At 64.1% G+C, this 23,013-nt stretch carries 27 protein-coding genes, 1 tRNA gene and 1 riboswitch; of the genes, 12 read left to right on the top strand and 16 right to left on the bottom strand.

Annotated features, from left to right (window positions below):
* Positions 1-35: 35 nt before the first annotated feature.
* The 9 genes from ACS5PJ_RS20320 to ACS5PJ_RS20360 all read right to left on the bottom strand — a co-directional run bounded on the left by ACS5PJ_RS20320 (position 36) and on the right by ACS5PJ_RS20360 (position 6,259).
* Positions 36-2,456: a phage tail tape measure protein gene (locus tag ACS5PJ_RS20320; protein ID WP_439436672.1), complete on the bottom strand. Its 2,421-nt coding sequence runs from the start codon at positions 2,454-2,456 to the stop codon at positions 36-38.
* A 133-nt stretch (positions 2,457-2,589) separates the two neighbouring features.
* On the bottom strand, positions 2,590-3,729 hold the full coding sequence (locus ACS5PJ_RS20325; protein WP_439436673.1) for a phage major capsid protein: 1,140 nt from the start codon (positions 3,727-3,729) through the stop codon (positions 2,590-2,592).
* Positions 3,730-4,204: 475 nt separating this feature from the next.
* Positions 4,205-4,462, bottom strand: a complete 258-nt coding sequence (locus ACS5PJ_RS20330; RefSeq protein WP_439436674.1) for a hypothetical protein — start codon at positions 4,460-4,462, stop codon at positions 4,205-4,207.
* A complete protein-coding gene (locus tag ACS5PJ_RS20335; protein ID WP_439436675.1) occupies positions 4,453-4,647 on the bottom strand; it encodes a hypothetical protein in 195 nt (64 codons plus the stop codon). Before ACS5PJ_RS20335 ends, ACS5PJ_RS20330 begins: the two co-directional genes overlap by 10 nt.
* Positions 4,648-4,678: 31 nt before the next feature.
* Positions 4,679-4,852 (bottom strand): hypothetical protein, encoded by a 174-nt coding sequence (locus tag ACS5PJ_RS20340; protein WP_439436676.1) that lies wholly within the window; start codon positions 4,850-4,852, stop codon positions 4,679-4,681.
* Positions 4,852-5,475: a hypothetical protein gene (locus ACS5PJ_RS20345; RefSeq protein ID WP_439436677.1), complete on the bottom strand. Its 624-nt coding sequence runs from the start codon at positions 5,473-5,475 to the stop codon at positions 4,852-4,854. The genes ACS5PJ_RS20340 and ACS5PJ_RS20345 overlap by 1 nt, the downstream gene beginning before the upstream one ends.
* Positions 5,476-5,814, bottom strand: a complete 339-nt coding sequence (locus ACS5PJ_RS20350; RefSeq protein WP_439436678.1) for a hypothetical protein — start codon at positions 5,812-5,814, stop codon at positions 5,476-5,478. It lies immediately after the preceding gene.
* A gap of 14 nt (positions 5,815-5,828) precedes the next feature.
* The gene (locus ACS5PJ_RS20355; protein ID WP_439436679.1) at positions 5,829-6,059 is read right to left on the bottom strand and encodes a hypothetical protein; all 231 of its coding nucleotides are present in this window, start codon (positions 6,057-6,059) and stop codon (positions 5,829-5,831) included.
* The gene (locus tag ACS5PJ_RS20360; RefSeq protein ID WP_439436680.1) at positions 6,056-6,259 is read right to left on the bottom strand and encodes a helix-turn-helix transcriptional regulator; all 204 of its coding nucleotides are present in this window, start codon (positions 6,257-6,259) and stop codon (positions 6,056-6,058) included. Before ACS5PJ_RS20360 ends, ACS5PJ_RS20355 begins: the two co-directional genes overlap by 4 nt.
* 126 nt (positions 6,260-6,385) lie before the next feature.
* Between ACS5PJ_RS20360 and ACS5PJ_RS20365 the strand changes: the two genes are divergently transcribed.
* Positions 6,386-6,889, top strand: a complete 504-nt coding sequence (locus tag ACS5PJ_RS20365) for a helix-turn-helix domain-containing protein (protein WP_439436681.1) — start codon at positions 6,386-6,388, stop codon at positions 6,887-6,889.
* A 175-nt stretch (positions 6,890-7,064) separates the two neighbouring features.
* Positions 7,065-8,009, top strand: a complete 945-nt coding sequence (locus ACS5PJ_RS20370; RefSeq protein WP_439436709.1) for a tyrosine-type recombinase/integrase — start codon at positions 7,065-7,067, stop codon at positions 8,007-8,009.
* A 65-nt stretch (positions 8,010-8,074) separates the two neighbouring features.
* Here the strand turns inward: ACS5PJ_RS20370 and ACS5PJ_RS20375 are convergent.
* A tRNA-Ser gene (locus ACS5PJ_RS20375) sits at positions 8,075-8,161 on the bottom strand.
* A gap of 215 nt (positions 8,162-8,376) precedes the next feature.
* Here ACS5PJ_RS20375 and ACS5PJ_RS20380 point away from each other — a divergent pair.
* The 5 genes from ACS5PJ_RS20380 (at position 8,377) to ACS5PJ_RS20400 (ending at position 14,368) form a co-directional block, all read left to right on the top strand.
* Positions 8,377-9,948 (top strand): HNH endonuclease signature motif containing protein, encoded by a 1,572-nt coding sequence (locus ACS5PJ_RS20380; protein ID WP_439436682.1) that lies wholly within the window; start codon positions 8,377-8,379, stop codon positions 9,946-9,948.
* 251 nt (positions 9,949-10,199) lie between these two features.
* Complete coding sequence (locus ACS5PJ_RS20385; protein WP_439436683.1) at positions 10,200-11,270, top strand: zinc-dependent alcohol dehydrogenase; 1,071 nt, start codon at positions 10,200-10,202, stop codon at positions 11,268-11,270.
* 3 nt (positions 11,271-11,273) lie between these two features.
* The gene (locus tag ACS5PJ_RS20390; RefSeq protein ID WP_439436684.1) at positions 11,274-11,669 is read left to right on the top strand and encodes a 6-pyruvoyl trahydropterin synthase family protein; all 396 of its coding nucleotides are present in this window, start codon (positions 11,274-11,276) and stop codon (positions 11,667-11,669) included.
* A 5-nt stretch (positions 11,670-11,674) separates the two neighbouring features.
* Positions 11,675-12,982 (top strand): glycosyltransferase family 4 protein, encoded by a 1,308-nt coding sequence (locus ACS5PJ_RS20395; protein WP_439436685.1) that lies wholly within the window; start codon positions 11,675-11,677, stop codon positions 12,980-12,982.
* A gap of 3 nt (positions 12,983-12,985) precedes the next feature.
* Positions 12,986-14,368, top strand: coding sequence for a DNA glycosylase AlkZ-like family protein (locus ACS5PJ_RS20400; protein ID WP_439436686.1), 1,383 nt, complete (start codon positions 12,986-12,988; stop codon positions 14,366-14,368).
* Positions 14,369-14,377: 9 nt separating this feature from the next.
* On the opposite strand, the gene tadA is transcribed toward ACS5PJ_RS20400, so the two are convergent.
* Positions 14,378-14,884, bottom strand: a complete 507-nt coding sequence (gene tadA, locus ACS5PJ_RS20405) for a tRNA adenosine(34) deaminase TadA (RefSeq protein WP_439436687.1) — start codon at positions 14,882-14,884, stop codon at positions 14,378-14,380.
* Positions 14,885-15,000: 116 nt separating this feature from the next.
* On the opposite strand from tadA, the gene ACS5PJ_RS20410 reads away from it, so the two are divergent.
* From ACS5PJ_RS20410 to ACS5PJ_RS20425, 4 genes are all read left to right on the top strand, one after another.
* Positions 15,001-15,792 (top strand): phosphatase PAP2 family protein, encoded by a 792-nt coding sequence (locus ACS5PJ_RS20410; protein WP_439436710.1) that lies wholly within the window; start codon positions 15,001-15,003, stop codon positions 15,790-15,792.
* A 12-nt stretch (positions 15,793-15,804) separates the two neighbouring features.
* Entirely contained in the window at positions 15,805-16,440 is a 636-nt protein-coding gene (gene upp, locus ACS5PJ_RS20415; protein ID WP_354147881.1) for a uracil phosphoribosyltransferase, read from the top strand.
* Between the two features lie 119 nt (positions 16,441-16,559).
* Positions 16,560-16,934 (top strand): VOC family protein, encoded by a 375-nt coding sequence (locus ACS5PJ_RS20420; protein WP_439436688.1) that lies wholly within the window; start codon positions 16,560-16,562, stop codon positions 16,932-16,934.
* A 44-nt stretch (positions 16,935-16,978) separates the two neighbouring features.
* Positions 16,979-17,659, top strand: a complete 681-nt coding sequence (locus ACS5PJ_RS20425; protein WP_439436689.1) for an HAD-IA family hydrolase — start codon at positions 16,979-16,981, stop codon at positions 17,657-17,659.
* On the opposite strand, the gene ACS5PJ_RS20430 is transcribed toward ACS5PJ_RS20425, so the two are convergent.
* The 5 genes from ACS5PJ_RS20430 to ACS5PJ_RS20450 all read right to left on the bottom strand — a co-directional run bounded on the left by ACS5PJ_RS20430 (position 17,640) and on the right by ACS5PJ_RS20450 (position 22,011).
* On the bottom strand, positions 17,640-18,083 hold the full coding sequence (locus tag ACS5PJ_RS20430; protein ID WP_354147878.1) for a YdeI/OmpD-associated family protein: 444 nt from the start codon (positions 18,081-18,083) through the stop codon (positions 17,640-17,642). The genes ACS5PJ_RS20425 and ACS5PJ_RS20430 overlap by 20 nt on opposite strands.
* A gap of 52 nt (positions 18,084-18,135) precedes the next feature.
* Complete coding sequence (locus tag ACS5PJ_RS20435) at positions 18,136-18,918, bottom strand: aggregation-promoting factor C-terminal-like domain-containing protein (RefSeq protein WP_439436690.1); 783 nt, start codon at positions 18,916-18,918, stop codon at positions 18,136-18,138.
* 5 nt (positions 18,919-18,923) lie between these two features.
* Positions 18,924-19,083: riboswitch (cyclic di-AMP (ydaO/yuaA leader) on the bottom strand.
* A 92-nt stretch (positions 19,084-19,175) separates the two neighbouring features.
* Positions 19,176-20,708 carry a HAMP domain-containing sensor histidine kinase gene (locus tag ACS5PJ_RS20440; RefSeq protein ID WP_439436691.1) on the bottom strand — a complete coding sequence of 511 codons (1,533 nt, stop codon included), beginning with the start codon at positions 20,706-20,708 and terminating at the stop codon, positions 19,176-19,178.
* 7 nt (positions 20,709-20,715) lie between these two features.
* The gene (locus tag ACS5PJ_RS20445) at positions 20,716-21,456 is read right to left on the bottom strand and encodes a response regulator transcription factor (protein ID WP_354147875.1); all 741 of its coding nucleotides are present in this window, start codon (positions 21,454-21,456) and stop codon (positions 20,716-20,718) included.
* Between the two features lie 378 nt (positions 21,457-21,834).
* Entirely contained in the window at positions 21,835-22,011 is a 177-nt protein-coding gene (locus ACS5PJ_RS20450) for a hypothetical protein (RefSeq protein WP_439436692.1), read from the bottom strand.
* 102 nt (positions 22,012-22,113) lie between these two features.
* Here ACS5PJ_RS20450 and ACS5PJ_RS20455 point away from each other — a divergent pair, with 102 nt between their 5' ends.
* Positions 22,114-22,977, top strand: coding sequence for a winged helix-turn-helix domain-containing protein (locus tag ACS5PJ_RS20455; protein WP_439436693.1), 864 nt, complete (start codon positions 22,114-22,116; stop codon positions 22,975-22,977).
* Positions 22,978-23,013 lie beyond the last annotated feature (36 nt).

Consider the following 23,013-nt stretch of genomic DNA (forward strand, 5'->3'; position numbering starts at 1 on the left):
TGAGAGATCCGGGGCTGCTTTCGTTTGCGCCTAAATTACTGGAACACCACCCCACCAATTCCGGCCATGGTCTGCACCCTTCGCTTCTGCACTTCAATCTCCTGGGCAACCTGCTGAGGATTCCAGCCCACAGGACCGTAGAAGTTCACACCACCTGATGAGCCTGGCCCCGCCGCGGCTTGTGCAGCACCCAGCGGAGCGTAGGAACCTGCGGTGAATGACGCGGTGGTGACCATGCCCTCGACAGAGGACGCGATCTTGCCGTGCATCCCGTCGATACCGTCAATGAGGCCCTGGCCGATGTTTACGCCGTAGCCCATGAACACCCGCGACGGGGAGTGGATACCCAAGAGGTCTTCAAAGGGCCCACGGATAGCCTCGGGAACAATCGACAGGACAGCCCGACCGATAGCGCCCATCATCGAACCGATGCCGTTAATAAGCCCCTGGATGATGTTCACGCCGACACTGAACAGTGCCGAGCCAGCGTTACCGATGGCGCCCGTGATCTTCCCGATCAAGCCGGAGAAGAAACCGACTACGTTTCCGATCATCCCGGAGACGCCATCCACAACGTTGTCCCATGTGTCCGCAAAGAACCTGCCGATACCGGCGAGAGCTGAGCCGATGACGCCGGAAATGCTCGCCATGTAGGCCCCCAGCAGAACCGCCACATACTGGATTGCCCCGCTGACGACCGCGCCGATGGTGTTCCAGATCCCGGCGAACACGTTACCTATGCCCGTCCAGACCTGGTCCCAGTTGCCGGAAATGATGCCGGTGACCACCTGAATGACGCCCTGAACAATCTGCATCGCCGCCGTGATGACATCGGCGATGATCGAAAACGCCGTGACCACTACAGGAATGAGCGCCTGAATGTAGGGAATCAGCATCCCGCTTATCTGGGTGATAAGCGGAGCAATGGCCCCGATGATCTCCGTGAAGACCACAGTCAGTGGCGGAAGGATGGCCGTCACAAGCTCGGTAATGACCGGCATTAGCTGTGAAGTCAGCGACACCACAAGCGGGACGATCTGCGCCAGCAACCCGCCCACAGCAGCCGCAATCTGAGGCAGCACGGGAACTAGCGCCTGGAACAGCAGCGACGTGGGCGAGAGTGCCGAGAACAGGGCCAGGAACTGCGGAACCAGCGGCCCAATGACGGTACCGAGTTGCCCGAACACCTGGCCTACCATCGGCCCGATGGTCTGGAATGCGTCGCGGACGTTGAACAGGAACCCGATGAACGCCGAGTCCTCTTCGAGCCCGAACGGGCGCCCCTTGAAATCGCCGGTTGCCAGTATGGTTACCAGCCCCGCGGTGCCCTCGGCGAATGTGGTGATCTTCCCGATTACGCCGTCCATGTTCGCAGCCAGGAACCCGAGTCCCTGCCCTGCGAGGTTGAACACGGCCGTACCCAGAGGCTCAAGAGCCAACAGCGCCTTGTTCTTGATGAGCTGCCACGACTCGGCAGCGTCAGCCGTTTCCTGACCGAGCCCAAGGATTGTGTCAGAGGACAGGCCAGCCGAAGCCGTCAGGTCGTCGAGGTTGATCTTGCCCGACTGGAGCGCACCAACGAACTGGGACGCTCCCTTCGTGCCAAACACTTTCGATGCCAAGTCGAGCGCGCCGGCAGTGTTGCCCTCAGCAACGAACCCCTGCAGCTCGCCCGTAACGCGCTTGAACGCGGCCTGAGGCTCCTCACCAGCCTTCGCCAGGGTAACGAGGCCTTTACTCATGGAAGACATGACCTGCGAGGTGTTCAGGCCCGCCTTGTCCAGCGTGCCGGCAAGAGCCGCCGTTTCCTCAAAACCGAATCCGAGGTTCTGCAACGGAGCCGCCGCCGTCTGCACCTGTGACGCCAATTCATTCATACCGACGCCGGTAGCCTGAGATACCCTGAACAGCGAGTCCATGGCGCCCTCAACGTTCGCGCCCTCAATACCGAAAGCCGAGAACGCGGCGGTGGTGCTGTCGATGTCAACAGTTTCACCCAAGATATTGCCGGCCTGGATGTACTGCTGCGCAACGGTGTTAAGCGTGGACCCGGACAGGCCGAGACGCTGATTCAGGTCCGTAACGGTCTGCCCGGCCTTCTCGAAACTGGTCGGGACCGACGCGCCAACACTTTCCGCGATAGCAACGAGCCCGTCCAAGGCTTCCCCCGACGCGCCAGTGCCAACACGGATCGTGTCAGTCACGTCATCAAAGACCGCGCCAACCTTATACAGACCCACCGCAGCGCCGGCGACAGCCGCGCTCGTGGCAGCTACTCCCATAGCAGCGGCACCAAGAGCCCCACTGAAGCCACCAGCGAACATGCCACCGGAAGACTTGCCCGCCTCGTCGGCGGCTGCCCCCGCGGGAGCCAGTGCCTCAGCGATCTTCCCCTGAACACCCTGCATAGAGGGGATCAGGGAGATATACGCTGTTGCCAATTCAACACTTGCCATACCGATCAATCCTTTCTACAATCACGCGCACGCGACCCCCCTAGGGGGTGGGCGGGGGGAGAGGCGGCCTCCCAAGGCCATCACTTTCGCGTTGACCTAATCGACAGACGTAGCCGCCCCTCCCCTGTGCGGTTTAGAGTCCGGTGATCTTGAGCAGGGCGGAGGGGCGTGTGACGCCGAGTGCGATTCGTTCCTCGCAGCGGATGCGGGTGATGTTCTTTACGAAGTCGTCAGCGCTTACACCGATGTCGGTGGTGATGCCCTGACGGATGAACGCCTGCACGCCTTCCGCCATGTTGCCGATGAGTCCGGTGCCGACTGGCATGGTGGTGGTTGCCAGTACCGGGAGGCCCCAGAGGCTGTTGGCTTCTGCTGCGGTGGGGTCAGCGCCGAGCAGGTAGCGGCCCTGCGCGTCCTTGCTGCGGCGGATGGTTGACCAGGTGGTGGGGTGGAACACCAGCACGTCCGGGTCTACGTAGGACGGACCTGTGCGGAGGTCGGCAATGGACTGCTCTACGGCGTCCAGTGCGGTGTCTGTGGCCTTGGCGCGGGTCAGGATGCCTGAGGTGTTGAGCAGGCCGAGCAGGTTCTCTCCTACGCCGTCGCCGTTGAGGATCTGCGCGTTTTCGACGTCGATCACGGAGCGGCTGAGTTCGCTGGTCAGGTAGGCAAGGAACGTGCCGAAGTCGGCCAGGACTTCATCCGGCACACCGGACTGTACAGCGATCTTCCGGGCCGTCAGTGTGGTCGGGGTCCAGTCGAGCAGCAGCTCGGGCTTGAGGCCACCACGGGCCACGGTAGCCGCGCCGCCGGCGCTGCTGCTGTGGGTGAGGAAGTCCACGGAACCGGCGTCGATGGACTTCTGCGGGATGTAGGCGAGCAGTCGGGCGGGCTCGTGGGGACGGCTGACGAGCTGGCCGTTCATCTGCGGCTGAGTCAGTGCGGCGGAAGCGACCTTGTAGGCGATGGGCCCGGACTTGGCCTGCACACGGAAACTCTGCTTGCGCTGTGCGGCCTCGTACATGCCCTGCATTTCGTCCTGGGTCAGGTTCAGGACCGTGCTGGACTGCCCGCCGGCGGGGGTGGGGTTTCCCGCGGCCTTGAGCTGTGCGATGAGCGCGTCGCCCTGTGCGATGGAATCCTGCTGCTTGGCAGCTTCAATGTCGGCCTTGATGGTGTCCATGCGGGACACCTGGGAGTGAGTCAGAGTGCCAGCTTTGCCAGCGTCAACAAGTGATTTGGCTTCGGTCATGAGTTCGGCGTAAGTAGCCATGATGTGTCTCCAAAGAGGGGTGGCCCCTTGAGTGGGGCTGTGAATGGTGGGTGCGGTGCGGGCCCCGTCAGATGGGGCGGCACCGTATCTCTTCGGCGGACACTCTTTGCGGGCTGATCGCTTCCATGCCCTCGGTCTGTTCCTAAGCCGTGCCCTTGCGGGTCCTAGGCCGTGACGTTCCTGGGTTCCTAAGTTGCGACCGGCTGGCAGGTGCTGGCCGGGTGATGCTATTTCCATGAGAAGCGGGTCCGGAGCTACCGGACCCGCCTCCCAATCGGAAAGGGGACAGAAACCGAATGTCTAAAAACAGTTCCTGCTATGAACAGTTTAACTCATCGGGCGCGGTTTGTATGTACGTTTTGCCTTCATTTCTGCACTTTTCTTGGACATTTCGCGTTCGTGCTGTACTTGCCTAAGTGCTGCATGGGCTGCATCGTTTGTCTTCTGCTTCTTGTGTCCAATGTCGTGTTTCTGTTTAGCCACGGTTGGCCTCCTGCTGCACGTAGTCAAGGATCAGGGATTGGAGCTGCTGCACGGCGTCTGGGGCCGCGTTGGCGTACATCGCGGCCTGTTCCGTGACTGCCAGGACCAGAGCGGCTGTAGCGCCCGGTGTGGGGTCTTCTGCCGCCTCGGTCAGTACGGCGTCCAGGGCCAACGAATCGCCTTGGATGAAGCCGAGAGTGGCGCGGAGTCCGCGGGCCCTGTCCTTGTCTTGGATGTTGGCTATTTGCACAATGCTTCCTTGGATTCGATTCGGTCGGCCATGTCGTGCAGTTTGTCTGCGAGGGTCCGGGCCTGGGCGGGTGTCAGGTGGGCTTTTAGTTCGACGCCTCGAAAGAGTCCGACACCGGGGACACTGGTCCCGTCGCGGTCTTTCCATTCCCAGAAGCGGGCCTTGATGAATGGTGGAATGCTCACGTGCTGGGCTCGCTCTCGGTGGTAGGGGGGTTCATGCAGCATCCGCCCGGATCTTGTCGCAGGGCGTGTAGTTCAGCCACGCCTCATCCATGGAACGGGTGTAGCCGGCGGGGAAGCCGTTATGCTCGTGGCAGTCATCGCAAGTGGGGCGGCCGTCTCCACTGAGCCCGATGCAGTCGTCTGTCTCGCACGGAATGGAAAACATCACGCAGCCCTCGATTCAGGGAAAGCGGCGGTCCACATTCTCTTGGCCTGGTTCGGCGTCACGCCGGCCACCGCAACGAGTTCTGCCTCTGACCTGATGCCCCGTGCATCGATCTTCTGACGCCACCCAATTGCATTGGGATCGGTCGGGTAATCGGGGCCGATTTTCTCTGATGCTTTTTCGGAAGCAATGGGCTTAGTACTTAGCCTTTCCTCTGCCTCTTCCTCTGCCTCTTCCTCTCCTTCAACCGTCACGTGACGGTCACGTGACGGTTGGTCACCTATGGACTTGTCACCTTCACGCTTCCGACGCTGGCGGGCACGGTCTGCTTCACGGCGGTTCTCCAAAGCTGCCTCGAACTTCGCTGCCGATGTCTGAATCTTGAGGAAGTCCGCAATCATCCATCCGTCATTCGCTCGCACCCATAAGCCTTGCTGCACAAGCACCTCCGGCCCTGACTCGTCGGCAAATGGAATGAGGTAGAGGTCTTCTTGTGAGATGGCGCCGTCCGTCATATTGGAAACGGCCCACGCATTAGCCAGGACAAACAGCCGGAAGTGTTCAGGCGGCAGCCTCAGCACCCGCCTGTCGTTCAGGTAGTAGGTCGGGAACCGTGCATCCATTTAGACCTCCGTAGCCTCAGCGGCGGCGAGGGCTTCCTGCAAAGTCGCGATGAGGTCGCGGACTTCAGCCATGGTGAACGATTCGTCGTTCTCGTGGTCGATGTAGAGCTGCACGCCAACCTCTGACGTCCAACTGCTCAGGATCTTGTAGCCGGGCCGTTCAATGGCCGGGGCGGAGTGACCGACGTACTCGGGCACGGGCTCCTTAGCGAACTCATTCACGAAGTATTCCGGGGTGAATCCAGCCGGCGGCTTCGGGATGGAGCCGAAGACCTCCAGCAGCCTCGGCTCCACGGTGTTGGGCTCTCGCATTGCGGTCGCGCAGTTGGTAGTGTTCATGGTGAATCTCCTTCTTACTGGTTGGTTGGTTCTGAGGCCGTGACGGATTCTTGGTAGGGAACGTCGCGGTCTCTGTCTGTCTTCAGGGCCACCTTGCACGCCTTGGCGGGCGTGATCCCCGTAGCCCGATACGGGTTCTTCGCGGCTACGGCGGCATCGTTCAGCGGTCCCTCATGGCTGGTGCCGTGCCAATAGCCGCTCTCCCAAGCCGCAGCCAGGTCAGCCTCTGTATAGACGGCACTCATGCTGTCGCCCTCTCGCTGGTGCACTGCATGGTGTTTGCTGCCAGCCATGCGTTTACGTCCGCCATGCTGTAGCGAACCGCCTTGGCTCCAAGCTTGATGAACTTGGGGCCGATGCCCCGGTATCGCATTTGAGCAAGGGCGCCCGTAGTGGTGCCGAGATATTCAGCCAGTGCAACCGGGGGAACAAGTTCCTCTGTCATGTCGTGCCTCCATTCTTATTAGCTTGACCTTCATCTCTTGTAGGTCTGTAATCAGAGTAGGTGCTTTGTGAGCGTGTGTCAACTAATAGAGGTGCACCTTCATCTTTTGTATGCGACACTAATGTCATGGCAGGACAAAAAATCGAACTCGGGCCTACAGGCCGCACAGTTGCCGACAACGTGAAACGCGTCAGGGGGTACCGCTCGCTCAACTACGTTGAGCTTTCACGCAAGCTCGCTGAGCTGGGTCGGCCCATCTCACCGTTGGCGGTCCGGCGCATTGAAGAGGGGGACCGCCGCGTCGATGTGGACGATCTACTGGCGCTTGCCGTCGCTCTCGGCGTGCCTCCGAATAGTCTCTTGTTGCCGCATGAGGACCCCTCTCCGGAGCCGACGGCGACGGCTGTTGGTAATGCCATGTTCCTTGACGTCTGGTCGTGGGCGGACGGGGGTAGAAGTTTTACCGGACACGACCGCGACCAACAAAGTTGGGAGATTTCGCGGCCGGTGCGTCCACCTGGCGCAGAGACTGCTACCGCTGCGGACCTGCTGAAAAGCATCCAGGAAATGGCCGCCAACTTGGCAGCCGCCGAGGCAACGGCCGAGGCGGCCCGTCGTGGCAACGATTGAGCCCTACGAGACGACGGCCGGCAAGCGCTACCGCGTGCGGTATCGGAAGCCTGACCGTGCGCAGACGGATAAACGGGGGTTTCGGACTAAGCGTGACGCTGAGTTATTCCTAGCCTCTGTTGAGGTTTCTAAGGCCCGTGGAGAGTTCGTGGACGCTACCGCCGCTCGGGCGCTGGTGGGGCCTCTGGGCGCCGTATGGCTGGGTCGGCAGACCCACCTAAAGCCGTCCTCGTACCGGCCCGTTGAGTCGGCGTGGCGGAATCATGTTCTGCCCGCGTGGGGTCATGTTGCCGTGGCTGATGTTCAGAAGACGGCTGTTCAGCAATGGGTGTCTGAAATGTCGATGGGTGATCCTAAGGCAGTGCCGCCGCGGAAGCCAAAGGGTGCAACCCTGGTTATTCGGGCCTATGGCGTGCTTGCTGCCATCCTTGACGACGCCGTGAGCGACCGGCGAATTCTGACTAATCCGGCGCGGGGTGTGACGCTGCCACGGAAGGTGAAGAAACCTCACGTCTATCTCAGTCACGACCAGGTGCACGAGCTGGCGGTCGCAAGCAAATACCCCACGCTGGTTCTCGTGCTGGCCTACTGCGGGCTGCGCTGGGGCGAGGCGACGGGGCTGCGGGTGAAGCACTTGGATATGCTGCGGCGTCGGTTCCTCATTGAAGAGAATGCCGTGCAGGTTGGGTCCGTGATCGAGGTGGGCACTCCCAAGAATCATAAGAAGCGAACGGTACCCTTCCCACGGTTCCTGGGGGAGCAGTTGGCGCGGCAATGCGAGGGCAAGGGCCGTGACGATCTGGTGTTCCCTGGGGAGAATGGGCACTACCTGCGGCTTGCCCGCGTGCATGAGGACAATATGAGCTGGTTCGGCGGGGCCGTGAAGCGTTCCGGCATTCCGCGAATCACGCCACACGACTTGAGGCACTCCGCTGCGAGCTTTGCAGTGTCAGCCGGCGCCAACGTCAAAGCTGTTCAAAAGATGCTGGGGCACAGCTCGGCTGCTATGACTCTGGACGTTTACGCTGATCTGTTTGACGGGGATCTTGACTCTGTTTCAGATGCCCTGGATAACGCCGTATCTCTGGCGAGTGTGGGCAAAATGTGGGCAAGCACCTGATTTCGGGCAAAGCAAAAGGCCCTGCTTCCCTTTGTTTACAAGGGAAGCAGGGCCTTTCTCATTCGCGGTGACGGTGGGATTTGAACCCACGTTGGCTTTGACACCAAACAACATTTCGAGTGTTGCACCTTCGGCCGCTCGGACACGTCACCAACCTGAATAGGTTACCGGAGCATGCCGCGCATCCCCAAAACGGCAGGTGATGGGGTTAGAACAGGAATTTAGTGGGCCTGCCGGAGCAGCTCGGTCCGGATCGGGAATTGCCAAGAGCTGAGTTCCTTTGGTGCGGGGTCGCGATGCCGCTGAGTTATCCACATAGGCCTTTGTCCGCGCCGTTTTTGTCGGTGCCGCGCAGGATGATGGGGGTATGGAAAGCACGACGGCGGATGAGGTGATGGAGCGCATCATGGCGTCCGCCGCTGTCCCCGTCGTAGCCGCTGGCGGTGACGTTGCCCCGGCCCCACGTTTTGGGAGTCTCGAGGGCGGCGACGAGTTTCAGGACGAGGCGCTTTTCCCGTCGGATCCTTTGCGCCGGCGGAAGGATTATTGCCTGGACCGGCTGGCGGAGATTGCACGGGGCGAGGCGCGGACCGCGGCGGAGAAGGTCCGCGTTATCGCGGAATTAGTCGAGGTGTCCTCGGCGTTGGCCGCATCGGCTCAGTCGCCGCAGGAGGCCACCGCCCAGGAGATGGCATTGGTCGCGGAGGTCGCGTGTGCCCTGACGGTTGGCGAACGGACGGCCTCAACCCTGCTGGCCGAGTCCCAGGCGCTGACCACCGGCCTGCCGTTGACCCTCACCGCACTGACGGCCGGGGCAATATCGTGGCAGCATGCCCGGGTGATGGTGGACGAGACCACCAGCCTGGACCCCGGCGCCGCGAAGGCGTTGGAGGCGCACTTTCTGGACCCCGGGGTGGAGAACCCCCACCGGGGCTGCCCGGCCGGGGAACTGGTTCCCTCCAGGTTCCGGCACAAGGCCCGGATCTGGCGGGAACGGCACCACCCGGTCAGCATCGAAAAACGCCACGCCAGATCCGTGGCCGACCGGCGGCTGGAATACCGGCCGGACCGGGACGGGATGGCCTGGCTTTCGGCGTACCTGCCCGCTGACCAGGCCGCCGGGATCTGGAACCGCACCACCGCCACCGCCCGAGCCTTGCAGGGCCCGGACGAGGACCGCACCATGACCCAGATGCGGGCCGACACCGCCGCCAACCTGCTCCTCGGCGGGACCGGTGTCACGCCCACTGCGGAAGCCAGCGGCACCATGGTTCCCGCTGACGCCGGCGCGGGCCTGACGGCGGACATGCTTGGTGCCCTGGGCGGCCGTGTCCCCGTGCCGCGGGCGCAGGTCCTGCTCACCGCGCCCATCATGTCCCTGCTCGGCGCCACCGATGAACCGGCGATGCTGGACGGGTACGGTCCGATCCCCATCACCATGGCCAGGCGTCTCATCGCCGACGGCGCCACGTCCTTCCACCGCGTCCTGATCGACCCCAGGGACGGTGCACCGCTGGAGATCGGCCGGACCAGCTACCCGGTCACCAAAGCCCAACGCCAATGGCTGCGCCTGCGGGACGGGAAGTGCCCGTTCCCCGGCTGCCACAACCAGTCCCTGGACAACGAAGCGGACCACCTCCTCGCCTGGGCCCACGGCGGCACCACCGGCATCAGCAACCTGGCCCAGCCCTGCCCCAAACACCATAAACTGCGGCATACCGGCGGCTGGGAACCCGGCCCGGCCACCAAAGACCATCCGCCGGGCTGGACCTCACCGACAGGCAGACATTACGCCAGTGAATACCCCGACTGGGAACCACCCCGGCTGCCCGAATACTGGTCAGAACACCCGCCAGAGGTAGAAATCGTCGTTCGTCAAGGCAGGCCCGAAGACTCGATTCCCGGTGGCGGCCTGCCTGTGGATCACGGCACTGTCTGACGACGTGTAGCGGGTCGGGCCGCCATTCCGTGATGGCGTCCGGCGTTTCGGTCCCAACCTCTCGAGCTAAGCGTGCTCTGTGGGGTCTTGACGCACAAAGACTGTGAGGGAGGTCCGCGTGAGGAAAGAAGATCGGCGTGAGGAAGGTTCGTGTGAAGAAGATCCGTGTGAGGGAAGTCCGGGGTTCCGGCGCTCCGTGTGGGACCGGTGGCTTTCGCCGAGACCATCCCGGGACTAGATTCATCAGCAAGATGACTAATTCAGGCAAAGCAGCTCGGGCAACGGCATACTGGACCACCGGGCCGGAACACGGCGAACTCCGGTCCGAATCCCTACCCATCCCGGGTCCGGGTGAGGCACTCATCCGTACGCTTTACTCCGGCATCAGCAAGGGCACCGAGATCGTGGTCCACAAGGGTTCGGTTCCGCCGCGGGTGGCTGAGGAGATGCGCGCTCCGCACCAGGAGGGCAGCTTCCCTTCTCCCGTGAAGTTCGGGTACCTGTCCGTTGGCATCGTTGAACAAGGACCTGAAGACTGGATCGGCCAGAAGGTCTTCTGCCTCAACCCCCATCAGGACCGCTACGTGACCGCGACGAAAGAACTCACCAGGGTTCCCGACGACGTTCCTGCCCGCCGCGCGGTGCTCACCGGGACTGTTGAAACGGCCGTCAACGCGCTGTGGGAAGCAGGCCCCCGGTTGGGGGACCGGATCGCCGTGGTGGGGGCTGGTCTGGTGGGCGGCATGGTAGCTACGCTCTTGCGGACGTTTCCGTTGGGCCGGCTCCAATTGGTGGACCTTGATCCGGATCGCAAACACCTTGCGGACATGCTTGGCATTGATTTCGCCAGTCCGGACGATGCCCAACCCGACTGCGACATCGTTTTCCATTGCTCCGCTTCCCAGGAAGGGCTGGAGCGCAGCCTGCAACTGACCGGTGACGAGGGTGTTGTCATCGAGATGTCCTGGTACGCCAACCGCGAGGTCACACTTCCGCTGGGTGAGGACTTCCACGCGCGGCGGCTGTCCATCCGGGCCAGCCAGGTGGGGGTAGTGGCCAGGGCGCGGCGGCACCGGCGCACTAACGCCAACCGGCTGGATTTGGCTGTGTCGCTCCTCAAGGATCCGGTCTTCGACGCGTTCCTCACCGGAGCGTCCCCCTTCACAGAGCTGCCGGAAGTGGTCCAAAAGCTGGCGGACGGAACACTCGAAGCCCTGTGCCACGTGATCGAGTACCCCGACGCAAACAGTACTGTCGCCGGGGCCCCAAACAAGCCGACCCGCCCCACAAACAAGACCACCGACCCCGAAGACAAGAGGTAGCCAGTGTTCAGCCTTACGGTCCGCCGCCACTTCATGATCGCCCACAGCCTCCCACGGGACGTGTTCGGCCCTGCCCAGGCCCTGCACGGCGCGACCTTCGTTGCGGAGGTGACGTTCCGCCGTCGTGCATTGAACCAGGACGCAATCGTGCTCGACATCGGTGCGGCCGGCGGCATCATTGAGGACGTGCTGGCAGTGCTCAACTACCGCAATCTGGACGACCACCCGGACTTTGCCGGCAGACTCACCACCACAGAGGCGCTGGCTGAGTACATTGCCCGGTCTGTCTCCTCGAAGCTCCAAAACAGCGTCGACGGCCGCCAACTAACGGGTATTGACGTCACCCTCAGGGAAAACCCCGACGCCTGGGCCACCTATTCGCTGGACCTCAGCGCCTGACCGCCGTGCAGGTCACGTTCCTGGTCCCCGGCAATATCCTCCACAACTCCGGCGGCAACGTCTTCAACGCGCGGCTCGCCCAGGGCCTCAGGGCGCTGGGCGTCGAAGTGGACGTTGTGCCGGTTGAGGGCTCGTGGCCCGAAGCAAGCGCCAAAGACCGACGCCGGCTGGGCGGCCTGCTGGGGGCGTGGACATCGAGGGTAAAGGCCCCCTCAGGAACGGTCACCTTGGTGGATGGCCTGATCGCGTGCGGCGCCCCCGCCGAGATTGAATACGCTGCGGCCGCAGGGCAGCGCACCTGGGTCCTGCTGCACATGCCCTCACCAAGCCATCCCGACGGCGAGAAGAGGGCACTTCGGGCGGCTGCCGGCGTGATCTGTACCAGTTCGTCAGCCGCAGCGCACGTCACCGACAACTACGGGCTCGCCGGCCGCGTTGCCCTCCCGGGGACGGATGCCGCACCGTTGGCGCCCGGTTCGGAACCGCCGCACATCATCGCCGTTGCTGCGCTCCTCCCCAACAAGGACCAGTGCCTGATAGTGGCGGCGCTGGCCAGGCTGAAGGATCTCCCCTGGAGTGCGTCGCTGGTGGGAACGGACGACGCCGACCCCGCCTATGCTGCGCTTGTGCGGTCGGCCATCGCCGCCCAGGGATTGGAAGGCCGGGTGCGGATGACAGGAGAGCTCGCCGGGAAAGCGCTGGCGGACGAGTGGAACCGGGCGGACCTGAGCCTGTTGGTGTCCCGGGCCGAATCGTTCGGCCTGGTGGTCACCGAGTCCTTGGCCCGGGGAATCCCGGTCATTGTCCGGAAGGGGACAGGGGCGGTTGATGCACTGGGCCTGGCCAGCAGTTTGTCTGACGCCCCGGGCGGAGACAATGGGACACAGACTGCGGGCGCGGTGAACGCACGTGCCGGAGACGAAGGAACGCCGGGGGCCGACGCGAATGCGGTGTCAGGTTCTGCAGCAGGCCAGCCAGATTCGGCCGTGGCCTACCGAGGTACGGGAGGCGCCCAGCCAGATACGGCAGGCGCCCGGCCAGATACGGCAGGCGCCCTGCCTGGAGCCGCCGTCGAGCTGGACGGGCCTGAGAGAGACCGTCCGGATGTGCTGGCCGCAGTGATCCGGCAGTGGCTGTCGGACGCCACCCTCCGTTCAGGCTGGCGTTCGGCTGCCGTCGCCGGCCGTGACAGGCTGCCGGGCTGGGAGGTCACCGCGCTGAACGTCCTGGAGATCCTCAGGCCGTCAGCAACGACAACGGCAACACCCGCAGAGGAGGCGCCTACCGCGGGGGGATCCTCCGGTGCACAATGAGGCATGACTACGAACGCCGGGCCCGATGCCGGCCTGAGCCCGCAAGCGCAGGTGCCGCTCCCTCTCCCGCAGCCGCCGTTCCCGCTGCTCACGTTTGAACCGCCCACGTCTGAATCTCTTCTGCCAGAACTGCCGACGCCGGATCTGCCGACGCCAGAACTGCCAACGCCGGAACTGCTCCCGCCGGATCTGCTCCCGCCGGAACGGCTGACGCCGGAGATTCTCCGCGCCTGGGCCTGGCATAAGCAGGGCCTCGACGGTTCGCTGCTGGGCGCGGAGCCCGCGGAGGTCTTTGCCTCAGCCGGCTGGGCCCGCTCCGTCGGTGGCGCGAACCCGTACCTCACCCTCTTTGCCAGGGCAGCGACCAGCCGCGAAAAGGCGGACGCCGAGGTCCTGTCAGTGAAGATCCATGAATTGCCGACAGCCCGCGGGTGCACGTACGTTCTGGGCCACCAGGACTTCGCGTGGGGCCTTCAGATTGGCAGGGACGCCGCCGTGGCGCCCTTCCGGGTACTCGCCCGGATGGGGGTGGAGCGCGGCGAAATCACGCTCCTCGAAGAGGAGATCCTCCATGCGCTAGCGGAGGCCGGCGGCGCGCTGGACCCCAGGCAGCTCAAGGACGTGCTCGGTAATTCGGTCCGGAACCTCGGCGAAGAAGGCAAGAAGAAAGGCGCCGCTACCACCCTTCCCACGGCCCTGGGCCTCCTGCAGGCGGACGGCCGCATCCGCCGGGTACCCATCAACGGGCGCCTCGATCAGCAGCGTTATGCCTACGCCCTCTGGAACCTGCCGACCACCGCCATGGACGACGCCGCCGCCCGCAGCCTGCTCGTGGAGCGCTACCTCGGCTGGACAGGCGGAGCCACAATCAAGCAGTCCCAGTGGTTTACCGGGTTTACGTTGGCCCACACCAGGGCCGCGCTGGCCACCGTCGCCGCGGTAGAGGTGACCGCAGCCAACGGCGAGGTGCTGTGGATGCTGCCCGACGACGTCGTACGCCTCGCCGCTTTTGAAGCACCGGCCGGGGAGCAGATCCAGCTGCTCGCCGCCGCCGACTCCCTCGTCCTGCTTCGGCGGAATTCAGCGGACATGTTCGCCGAACAGGACAGGGACAAGAAAGTGCTGGGTTCCGCCCTTGCCCTGCTGGCGGATCTTCCCGATCATCCCATCCTGGACCGTGGCCGGATCATCGGCCTTTGGCAGTACGACCCCGCGAACGCCAGGATCGCCCACTGGCTCTTTGACGGCGCTACGGCGGCGGTAACCCAGCGCATCTCCGAGGTCGAGGCCTGGATCCGGGATGGACTCGGTGATTTCCGCTCGTTCAGCCTGGACTCGCCCAGCTCGCGGCAGGACCGGATCGACGCTTTGGACGCCGCGAGTTAAGGTCCCGAACTAAAGCCGGCTGCGGTGGGCAGCGAAGAAATCCCTCAGCAGGGCACCGCATTCCTCTTCCCTCACACCGCCGTAGACCTCCACCCAGTGGTTGAGGCGGCGCTCTCGGAGGACGTCAAAGACGGAGCCCGCCGCGCCCGCTTTCTCATCCCAGGCACCAAAGACCACCCGGGGAATCCTGGCAAGGACAACAGCTCCGGCACACATCGCGCACGGCTCCAGCGTGACTACCAGGGTGCAGTCCGCAAGCCGCCAGCCGTCACTGGTGCCGCCGCTGATCCTGGCCAGTTCACGCAATCTTTCGGCGGCCCCGCGGATGGCAACCACCTCTGCGTGGGCTGTGGGGTCTCCCAGCTCCTCCCGCTGGTTCCGTCCCGAACCGAGCACCCCGCCGTCGGGACCAATCACCACGGCCCCGATGGGCACGTCCTCCGTGTCGAGGGCGCGCCGGGCCTCGGCCAGGGCGAGGTCCATCCACTCGCCGTGTTCCTTTTCTGACTGGACCATGGCTCAATGATAGTTTCGAAGGATATCCAGCCAGCAAAGCATGGGCGCCGGGAGGCAACGTGGACACGGACACCCTCAGGGACCGCCTGGGACAATGGTTCAAGCCGTATGCCGCAATGTGGATCACGCTTCTGGTCGGTGGTGTGCTGGTTGTTGCCATGGCACTGCTGGGTGCCGAGGTGTACGACAACGTGGTGGATGATGCCGGGCTCGCGAATCTCGACCAGCCGGCCCTTCAACTTGCTGAAGAACTCCGCAACCCGGTGCTGGACTCGGCTGTGACCGGGTTCACGAATCTGGGCGGGGGCATCGGCATGCCCATCCTGGCCTCCATCCTCACAGCCTGGCTCACTTTCCTGAGCAGGACCTGGCGGCCAATCATCCTGGTGGGCGGCGCCGCGGCCGTTTCAACAACGGCCACCACCTTCGGCAAACGCCTCGTAGGCCGGACCCGCCCGGACCACGCCGACGCCGTCCCGCCCTATGAGACCTCACCGTCGTTCCCGAGCGGCCATACCCTCAACACCACAGTGGTGATCGGCGTACTGGTCTACATCATCTGCCTCCAGTTCGAGGTGCTCTGGACGCGCATCACCGCCATCACCGCCGGCGCCGTCTTCATCATCGCGATGGGCCTGAGCCGGGTGTTCCTGGGTCATCACTGGCTAACCGATGTGATGGCCGGCTGGTTCCTTGGCCTTGCCTGGGTGGCCATGGTGATACTCGCACACAGACTCTTCCATCTGCTGCGTAAACGTGAGCACGCGGGTCCGTCCCCAACCTTTGAACACCCGGTCCTCCGCGACGACCACACGGAAGACGGCGCGGGTGTGCAGGGCTCCGCCGGGGGCTCTGCAGAACGCGGTGCGGGCACCGGCTCTTCGGGCGGGGGCCCTGCGCCCGGGTGATAGTTTTGACCCATGCGCACTCTCGTTGTGGACCACCCGCTGGTCGCCCATAAGCTCACCGTCCTCCGGGACAAGAACACCCCGTCACCGGTCTTCCGGCAGTTGACGGAAGAGCTGGTTACCCTTCTGGCCTACGAGGCTACCCGTGAGGTCCGCACACAGCCGGTCACCATCGAGACCCCCGTCAGCACCGCGGTAGGAACCGCCTTCACCAAGCCCACGCCTCTGGTGGTCCCCATCCTTCGTGCCGGCCTGGGCATGCTCGAAGGCATGACCAAGCTTGTTCCCACCGCTGAAGTCGGTTTCCTCGGCATGGCACGGGACGAGGAGACCCTGGACATCATCACTTACGCCGAGCGCCTCCCGGATGACCTCACTGACCGGCAGATCTTCGTGCTGGACCCCATGCTGGCCACCGGCGGCACTTTGCGCGAAGCGATCAAGTTCCTGTTCAAACGGGGCGCGTCCGACGTCACCTGCATTTGCCTCCTGGCAGCCCCGGAAGGACTGGCCAAGCTGGAGGAAGAACTCGCCGACGCCAACGTCACCATCGTCCTGGCATCGATCGACGAAAAACTCAACGAGAAGTCCTATATTGTCCCCGGACTCGGCGACGCCGGCGACCGCCTGTACGGAATCGCAGGCTGACTGGCGGTACAGCTTCCGGCGGTGCCGGAACTGCGTCGACCCGGCCGGTACTGGCATCCACCCGGGCGCCTTTTGCCCACGGCCTTCCGGACGCGCTGCCTCGCAGCTAACCTGTGCGGATGGACTGGAAACTAGAACTCGTTTTTGTGCCGGTATCCGACGTCGACCACGCCAAGGACTTCTACGTCAACAAAGTGGGGTTCAACGCGGATTTCGACGAACGGCCGATGGACGGCATCCGTTTTGTCCAGTTGACCCCGCCGGGCTCGGCCTGCTCGATCAGCATCGGCGAGGGGCTCACGGACGCCCCGCCAGGCACCGCGCCGAACCTGCAGCTCGTGGTCAGTGACATCCAGGCCGCGCACGACCATCTGAAGAACAACGGTGTGGACGTCAGTGAAATTGACGTCCAGGACTGGGGACACTTCGTCTATTTTGCTGATCCGGACGGCAACAAGTGGGCCGTGCAGTACATTCCCGGGCGGGAATCGTAGGTCAAGCCAAGGCATGCAAAAACGGGTAGGGCAAAATGGGGTGCATGAATCCCTTCGCACCTGCCTCCACACGCGCGTTCACCTGCCGTGCCGCCCTGTTTGACATGGACGGCACCCTGGTGGATTCGACCGCCGTTGTCGAGGAGGTCTGGGGGGAGTTGGCGGACCGCTATGGCCTGGACATCGAAGAAATCCTGCGGACCTCCCATGGCGTGCAGGCCATCGACACCGTCAAACGGTTCGCTCCAGCAGGTTCCGACGTCGTAGCGCTCACCCGGGAACTCGGCGCCATGGAACGCGTGCGGACCGCCGGGATCATCGCCATCCCGGGCGCGGCCAGGCTGCTTGGAAGCCTTCCGGCCGATGCCGTGGCGTTGGTGACTTCCGCGGACCGGGTCCTGGCGGATATCCGGATGGACGCGGCGGGCCTGGCGATGCCGGGCACGTCCGTGACGGCGGAGGTTGTGACCCGGGGCAAGCCGCACCCGGAAGGCTACCTGACGGCGGCCCGCCTGCTGGGCGTGGAGCCCGGGGACGCCGTGGTTTTTGAGGATGCTCCGGCTGGAATTGCCGCCGGCGTGGCCGCCGGGATCCGCACTGTGGCGGTGGGGTCCAAGACGGGCCCACTGCCGCCGGGCGTGCTGCACATTCAGGACTACGCAGAGGTTTCCGCCTCGGTGACCTCAGATGCGCAGGGACGAAGGACTATTTCTTTCCGGCTTTGAGATCGGCCACTACCTTGGCGATCCGCCGCGACCGGGTTTCCTCTGTTTTGGCATCAGCGAGAGGCTCCACGTAGCGCCGCTGACTGCTGTAACTGAGGGTGGCGTAGAACGCCTGGGCATCAGGATCGGCCGCCATTGCCGCCGCGAGGTCGTCCGGAACCTCGACAATGCGCGGTTGGGTATCCAGCTCGACGTCCACCTCCACGGTGTCGCCGGCGGAGACCCCCGTGAATTCGCGGTTGTGCTCGCTGACCCCGATCAGGTTCTGGCCACCCATCACGGCGATGCTGCTGCGGTAGCTCTTCCCGTTGATGGTCACGACGACGGGCGGCCGCTTGCCTGCGCCCAGCCCGGCGACGACCTCCGCCGGGACCTCAATACCGGTCTTATTGCCGCTGCCAAGAATCGTGGTGGTGAATTTCATGGCCCCAGTATGCCCCGGACGGCTCAAAGCCGACAGGTATGGAGCCTTGTGCTCAGTACCAGTTGTGCGACAGGTGGAAGTTCAGGGCACCGCAGGGGGACTGGTAGCGCTCCTTGACGTAGTTCAGGCCCCAGTTGATCTGAGTGCGGTAGTTCGTCAGGTAGTCCGCTCCGGCGCTGGCCATCTTCTCCGCAGGCAATGACTGGACGATGCCATAGGCGCCGCTGCTGGCATTGGTGGCCGTTGTGGTCCAGTCGGATTCCTTCGTCCAGAGCGTCTTCAGGCATTGCATCTGGTCAGCCGCCCAACCGTATGATGCCAGCTGCCCGGCGGCGTACGCCTGGGCGCCGGCCGGGTCATTGACCGCCACTACCGGTGCCGGTGCTGGGGCAGGCTCGGGCGCCGCCGCAGGCGCTGGAGCGGGGGCCGGGGCGGCGGCAGGTGCCGGCTCGGCAGCCTGCGGGGCAAGGCTGATCCCTGCCGGAGCGGCTTCCGGAGCGGGTTTCGCCTGGACTTCGGCCGTTCCGAAGCTGAGGCTGGATCCGGCCGCGGCGGAGGTTTGAGCAGTTGGCTGGGCATCGCCCGCGGCCAGCAGTGAAGTTGACTCGGACGCCTGGCCGGCAGCGCCGACTCCGATGAGGAGCGCGCACGCCGCCGTGAATACTGCTGCACGCTTGCCAATGGAGGGAAGCTTGGCCAAGGATGCGGTGGGGGTGGATGTGGACCCGGAGGTTGCCGCTACCGGGGATGCTGACTCCGCTTCGGAAGCTTTCCGGCGGCCGTGCGGTTTCTGTGACCCGTTCTCCGGGCGCGTTTGTGCTCTGTATTCAGACATGATGGATCGCCTCTCACACCTGCGGAGTTAGCTGTCGGGTTCGGATGAGGGCATCCGGCCACACGGAAAGTTCACGTGCTGGCTTAACCCCAAGGGCACTCTTGGGCCCGGGACCGTGGGTCCCCCGCCTCTGCCTCTGAACGCGGAATCCGGGGAGCGGCAGAGCTTGGCGTCATCCGGATATGCAGCCCAAAGGGAACTGCACCCAATCGACGGTACAGGAGTTACAACCTTAAGTCACATTTTGGTAACAGGGATCACGACGCCGGTGTGTCACCTTGCGTGGTTGGGGAACCTGAAGGGAGGCGAAGCGTAAAGGCCGTATGGCCGGGGGCAGATGTCGCCGTGACGGTTCCGCCGTGCGCCTCAACGATGGACTGCACTATGGACAGGCCCAGGCCGCTGGTGCCCTCGGAGGCCGCGGCTCCGGAAGGGTGGGCGGTGCCCGCCCGGGAAGCGTCTGCGCGGGCGAACCGCGAAAAGGCCTTGTCCACGAATCCGGCCGGCATGCCGCCGCCGTCGTCCGTTACCGTAACCTCGGCGCTGCCATCAGCCGCCCTGCTGACCCCGGTCACCACGGTGGTTCCCGGCGGAGTGTGCTTGCGTGCGTTGGAGAGCAGGTTCACCAGGACCTGGCGCAGTTGCGATGCGTCACCGGTCACCGCGACCGGCTCGTCCGGCAGTTCGAGGCGCCAGGTGTGGCCCGGGGCGATGACTTTTTCGTCGCTGACTGTCTCGACCACCAGTTGGGTGAGGTCCACCTCGCTGAGTTTGAGCGGCTGGCCCTCGTCGAGCCGGGCAAGCAGGAGCAGGTCCTCCACGAGGGTGGTCATGCGCTCCGACTGGCTCTGCACCCGCGCCAAGGACTTCCGGCCGTCCGGCGTGAAATTCTCGGTCATCCGCATCAGTTCCGTATAGCCTCGGATGGCTGTCAGCGGAGTCCGCAATTCATGTGAGGCATCGGCGACGAACTGACGAACTTTGGTTTCGCTTTTCTGCCTCGCCTCCAGCGCATTGGCCACGTTGTCCAGCATCAGATTGAGGGCGTGGCCCACGCTGCCCACTTCGGTTCCGGGGTTGGAGTTCGACGGCGGGACGCGCACCGCGAGTGCCACCTCGCCCGCATCCAGGGGGAGCTGCGATACCCGGGTGGCAACTTCTGAAAGCTGCTCCAGCGGTTTCATGGTGCGCCGGATGAGCACGGTCCCGGCAAGCCCGATCAGCGCCAGGCCGCCCAGGGAAACGAACGTGAACGTCCACACCAGTGACGCCAGCGTGCTTTCCTTGGCTGCCAGCGGAAGTCCCGTCACCAGGACGTCGCCGAAGCCGGTTTCCACGGCCACGATCCGGTAGTCACCCTTGGAGAGCGGGCGGTCCACCGGATTGCCGTTCCGCGCCAGGGCGAGCAGGGTCTGCTTGTCCTCAGAGCTGAGCGCAGAGCGTGTGGTGTTCGGGTCCAGGTAGCCGCCGCTGTTGAGCTGTCCGTTCACGATGCGGGCGTTGAGGGTTCCCACACTCTGGCCGCGGGCGTCCAGCGGGTCCCTGCCGTTGAATCCGCCGCCCGAGGGAGGCCGCCCGGGATCGTTCGAACGGTTCGCGGCCTGGCTCAGCTGCTCATCGAGCTGCCGCGTCAGGAAGGAATCCATGGAAGCGTAACTGAACAGGCCGACGGCCCCGCAGATGGCCACCAGCAGAGCCATGGCGAGCAGGACCAGGCGGGTACGCAGGTGCCAGGTGGCGGGCTTCAGCCAGCTCCGTCTGGACGGCTGGGTGGCCAGTGATGAGGACATGGAAGGGCTACTCTGCCGGCTTGATGACGTAACCGGCGCCCCGCACGGTGTGGATCATGGGCGGGTGGACGGAATCGACTTTCTTGCGCAGGTAGGAGATATAGAGTTCGACGATGTTGGCCTGCCCGCCGAAATCGTAATTCCAGACGCGGTCAAGGATCTGGGCCTTGCTGATCACACGCTTGGGGTTCTCCATCAGGTAACGGAGCAGCTCGAACTGGGTGGCAGTGAGCTGGACGTCGTCGCCGGCGCGGGTCACCTCGCGGGTGTCGATGTTGAGGACCAGATCGCCCACCACGAGTTCGGCGGTGTCCATGGCGGCAACGCCGGACCGCTGGACCAGACGGTGCAGCCGCAGCAGGACTTCTTCCATGCTGAATGGCTTGGTGACGTAATCGTCCCCGCCGGCCGCCAGGCCCACAATCCGGTCCTGGACGGCGTCTTTGGCAGTCAGGAACAGCGCAGGAACCTCCGGGGCGAAGGCCCGTATCCGGCCGAGCAGCTCCACGCCGTCGAACCCGGGCAGCATCACATCCAGCACCAGGACATCCGGGCGGAACTCCTTGGCCAGCTTGACGGCCTCCGGGCCGTCCGCGGCCACGGCAACGGACCATCCGGCCATGCGGAGCCCCATGCTCATGAGCTCGGAGAGGCTGGGCTCGTCGTCAACCACCAGGGCGCGGATGGGGGAGCCGTCCGGGTGGGTGAGCTGCGGAAGGTTGTTGGTCATGGAGTGCGAAGTGGCCATGGGACAACTCTCCGATGTTCGGGTTAGCCCGCGCTATGGGCTTCCTGTGTGCGGGCTGTGAATCCCAGCCTAGCGAGCTGGATGTGGTGCAGGCGCAGGACTCCGGCCGTGCGGCCCGGAGGGACTGTCCGGTGCCGGGAAAACCAGGCGGGTGCCGCCATATTTGGCCTTCAGGGCTGGACACGCGGCCTAAACGGCGGACAGATTTCGGTAAATGATTTCCAGATGAATTTAAAATCCGGATGGGCCATGCCGCCCGAAGCATCTTCGAAAGAGGGCTGCAACGGGGCCTCTGATACGGAAGGCAACCGGCTATTTGCCGTCGATCCAGAATCGTGACCTACACCACAAACAGCCACTTTGTCTCACAATGCGGAACTAAAGGCCCTTTGTTACTTGCAAGTTTTCATTGTTACGTTGCACACTTTCAATTGTGAACAAGAACTCAACAGCACCTGCAGCCGCAGAATATTGGCCCAGCACACCAGCTGCTGCCGACATGCGCTGTTGTCGAATGCACGCCTGACCTTCAAACCCCACGAAGTTCTTAGGCATTCGCCCCCCAGCCCAGCGTAGGGCGCCCCTCCCCACTTCTTCATTGCGGGGAACCCAGCATTCGAGCCGCGATGACGGCCATTCACATTGAGGTAAGCAAACATGACCGTTGCATCCGGATACGTCCACATCTCCGTCCGTAACGCAGGAAAGGCCGGCCAGGCTTCAGGCCTCCGCCAAGGTTTCGGCGCCCGCCCGGCATTCGCCCCCGCAGCCCCCGGCACCAGCTTTCCCGCCCCCGGCTACGCGCCCCAGGGCTACAACCCCAACTCCTACGGCCAGCTCCGCGCCGTCCAGCCCGCCGAGGCGGCGCCGCTGACCGCACCGACGCCCGTGGTGGCCGGTCCCAACGCGGTACGGCCCGTTGCCAACGACAACCTGGCCCGCGGCTTTGTCCTGTACATGGGCATCGATGAGGAAACCGCCGCAGCCGCGGGAACCTCCATCGCCAAGCTTGCCCAGGAAATCCGCGCCTACGCACAGTCGCTCGTGACCGGCGCCGAGAGCTATGCTGCCGTGGCCGTGGCCCCGGCCGGCACGCCCGGTTCCGCGCTCGACGTCGTGCGTTCCACGTTCGGTGACCCCACCGTGAATGCCCAGAAGCGCACAGAGACCGCGCGGCTGCAGCCCCAGGACCCGCGCCCGTCGGGCGTCCTGATCGACCTGGCCCGCCGCGAAGTCCACCTGGACGGCGAGTCACTGAACCTGACCTTCAAGGAATTCGAACTCCTGAACTACCTCGTCGAAAACGGAACCCGCACCGTAGGGCGCGATGAACTGCTCGAGGGCCTGTGGCGCAACGCCGAGGAGGTCCCCAACGAGCGCACCATCGACGTCCACATCCGCCGTCTCCGCTCCAAGCTGGGCCGCCTCGCCAACACCGTACGCACCGTCCGCGGCCAGGGCTACCGCTTCTACGAGCACCCCGAAGTTGTTGTCTGGGCTGCTCCGGAATACTCAATCTAGTCCATACGTGACGCGCAAAAGCGGCTGGCCCCAGTG

This window comes from Pseudarthrobacter cremeus, from assembly GCF_051857465.1.
GTDB lineage: Bacteria > Actinomycetota > Actinomycetes > Actinomycetales > Micrococcaceae > Arthrobacter.

Excerpts from the sequence above, each read along its gene's own strand:
- ACS5PJ_RS20450 (WP_439436692.1), bottom strand. The coding sequence starts at position 22,011 with ATGCCTAAGAACTTCGTGGGGTTTGAAGGTCAGGCGTGCATTCGACAA.
- ACS5PJ_RS20365 (WP_439436681.1), top strand. The coding sequence starts at position 6,386 with ATGGCAGGACAAAAAATCGAACTCGGGCCTACAGGCCGCACAGTTGCC.
- ACS5PJ_RS20435 (WP_439436690.1), bottom strand. The coding sequence starts at position 18,918 with ATGTCTGAATACAGAGCACAAACGCGCCCGGAGAACGGGTCACAGAAA.
- upp (WP_354147881.1), top strand. The coding sequence starts at position 15,805 with ATGCGCACTCTCGTTGTGGACCACCCGCTGGTCGCCCATAAGCTCACC.
- ACS5PJ_RS20440 (WP_439436691.1), bottom strand. The coding sequence starts at position 20,708 with ATGTCCTCATCACTGGCCACCCAGCCGTCCAGACGGAGCTGGCTGAAG.
- ACS5PJ_RS20380 (WP_439436682.1), top strand. The coding sequence starts at position 8,377 with ATGGAAAGCACGACGGCGGATGAGGTGATGGAGCGCATCATGGCGTCC.
- tadA (WP_439436687.1), bottom strand. The coding sequence starts at position 14,884 with ATGGTCCAGTCAGAAAAGGAACACGGCGAGTGGATGGACCTCGCCCTG.
- ACS5PJ_RS20325 (WP_439436673.1), bottom strand. The coding sequence starts at position 3,729 with ATGGCTACTTACGCCGAACTCATGACCGAAGCCAAATCACTTGTTGAC.
- ACS5PJ_RS20430 (WP_354147878.1), bottom strand. The coding sequence starts at position 18,083 with ATGAAATTCACCACCACGATTCTTGGCAGCGGCAATAAGACCGGTATT.
- ACS5PJ_RS20340 (WP_439436676.1), bottom strand. The coding sequence starts at position 4,852 with ATGTTTTCCATTCCGTGCGAGACAGACGACTGCATCGGGCTCAGTGGA.
- ACS5PJ_RS20385 (WP_439436683.1), top strand. The coding sequence starts at position 10,200 with ATGACTAATTCAGGCAAAGCAGCTCGGGCAACGGCATACTGGACCACC.
- ACS5PJ_RS20410 (WP_439436710.1), top strand. The coding sequence starts at position 15,001 with ATGTGGATCACGCTTCTGGTCGGTGGTGTGCTGGTTGTTGCCATGGCA.
- ACS5PJ_RS20455 (WP_439436693.1), top strand. The coding sequence starts at position 22,114 with ATGACCGTTGCATCCGGATACGTCCACATCTCCGTCCGTAACGCAGGA.
- ACS5PJ_RS20425 (WP_439436689.1), top strand. The coding sequence starts at position 16,979 with ATGAATCCCTTCGCACCTGCCTCCACACGCGCGTTCACCTGCCGTGCC.
- ACS5PJ_RS20355 (WP_439436679.1), bottom strand. The coding sequence starts at position 6,059 with ATGAGTGCCGTCTATACAGAGGCTGACCTGGCTGCGGCTTGGGAGAGC.
- ACS5PJ_RS20320 (WP_439436672.1), bottom strand. The coding sequence starts at position 2,456 with ATGGCAAGTGTTGAATTGGCAACAGCGTATATCTCCCTGATCCCCTCT.
- ACS5PJ_RS20420 (WP_439436688.1), top strand. The coding sequence starts at position 16,560 with ATGGACTGGAAACTAGAACTCGTTTTTGTGCCGGTATCCGACGTCGAC.
- ACS5PJ_RS20400 (WP_439436686.1), top strand. The coding sequence starts at position 12,986 with ATGACTACGAACGCCGGGCCCGATGCCGGCCTGAGCCCGCAAGCGCAG.
- ACS5PJ_RS20360 (WP_439436680.1), bottom strand. The coding sequence starts at position 6,259 with ATGACAGAGGAACTTGTTCCCCCGGTTGCACTGGCTGAATATCTCGGC.
- ACS5PJ_RS20345 (WP_439436677.1), bottom strand. The coding sequence starts at position 5,475 with ATGGATGCACGGTTCCCGACCTACTACCTGAACGACAGGCGGGTGCTG.
- ACS5PJ_RS20350 (WP_439436678.1), bottom strand. The coding sequence starts at position 5,814 with ATGAACACTACCAACTGCGCGACCGCAATGCGAGAGCCCAACACCGTG.
- ACS5PJ_RS20445 (WP_354147875.1), bottom strand. The coding sequence starts at position 21,456 with ATGGCCACTTCGCACTCCATGACCAACAACCTTCCGCAGCTCACCCAC.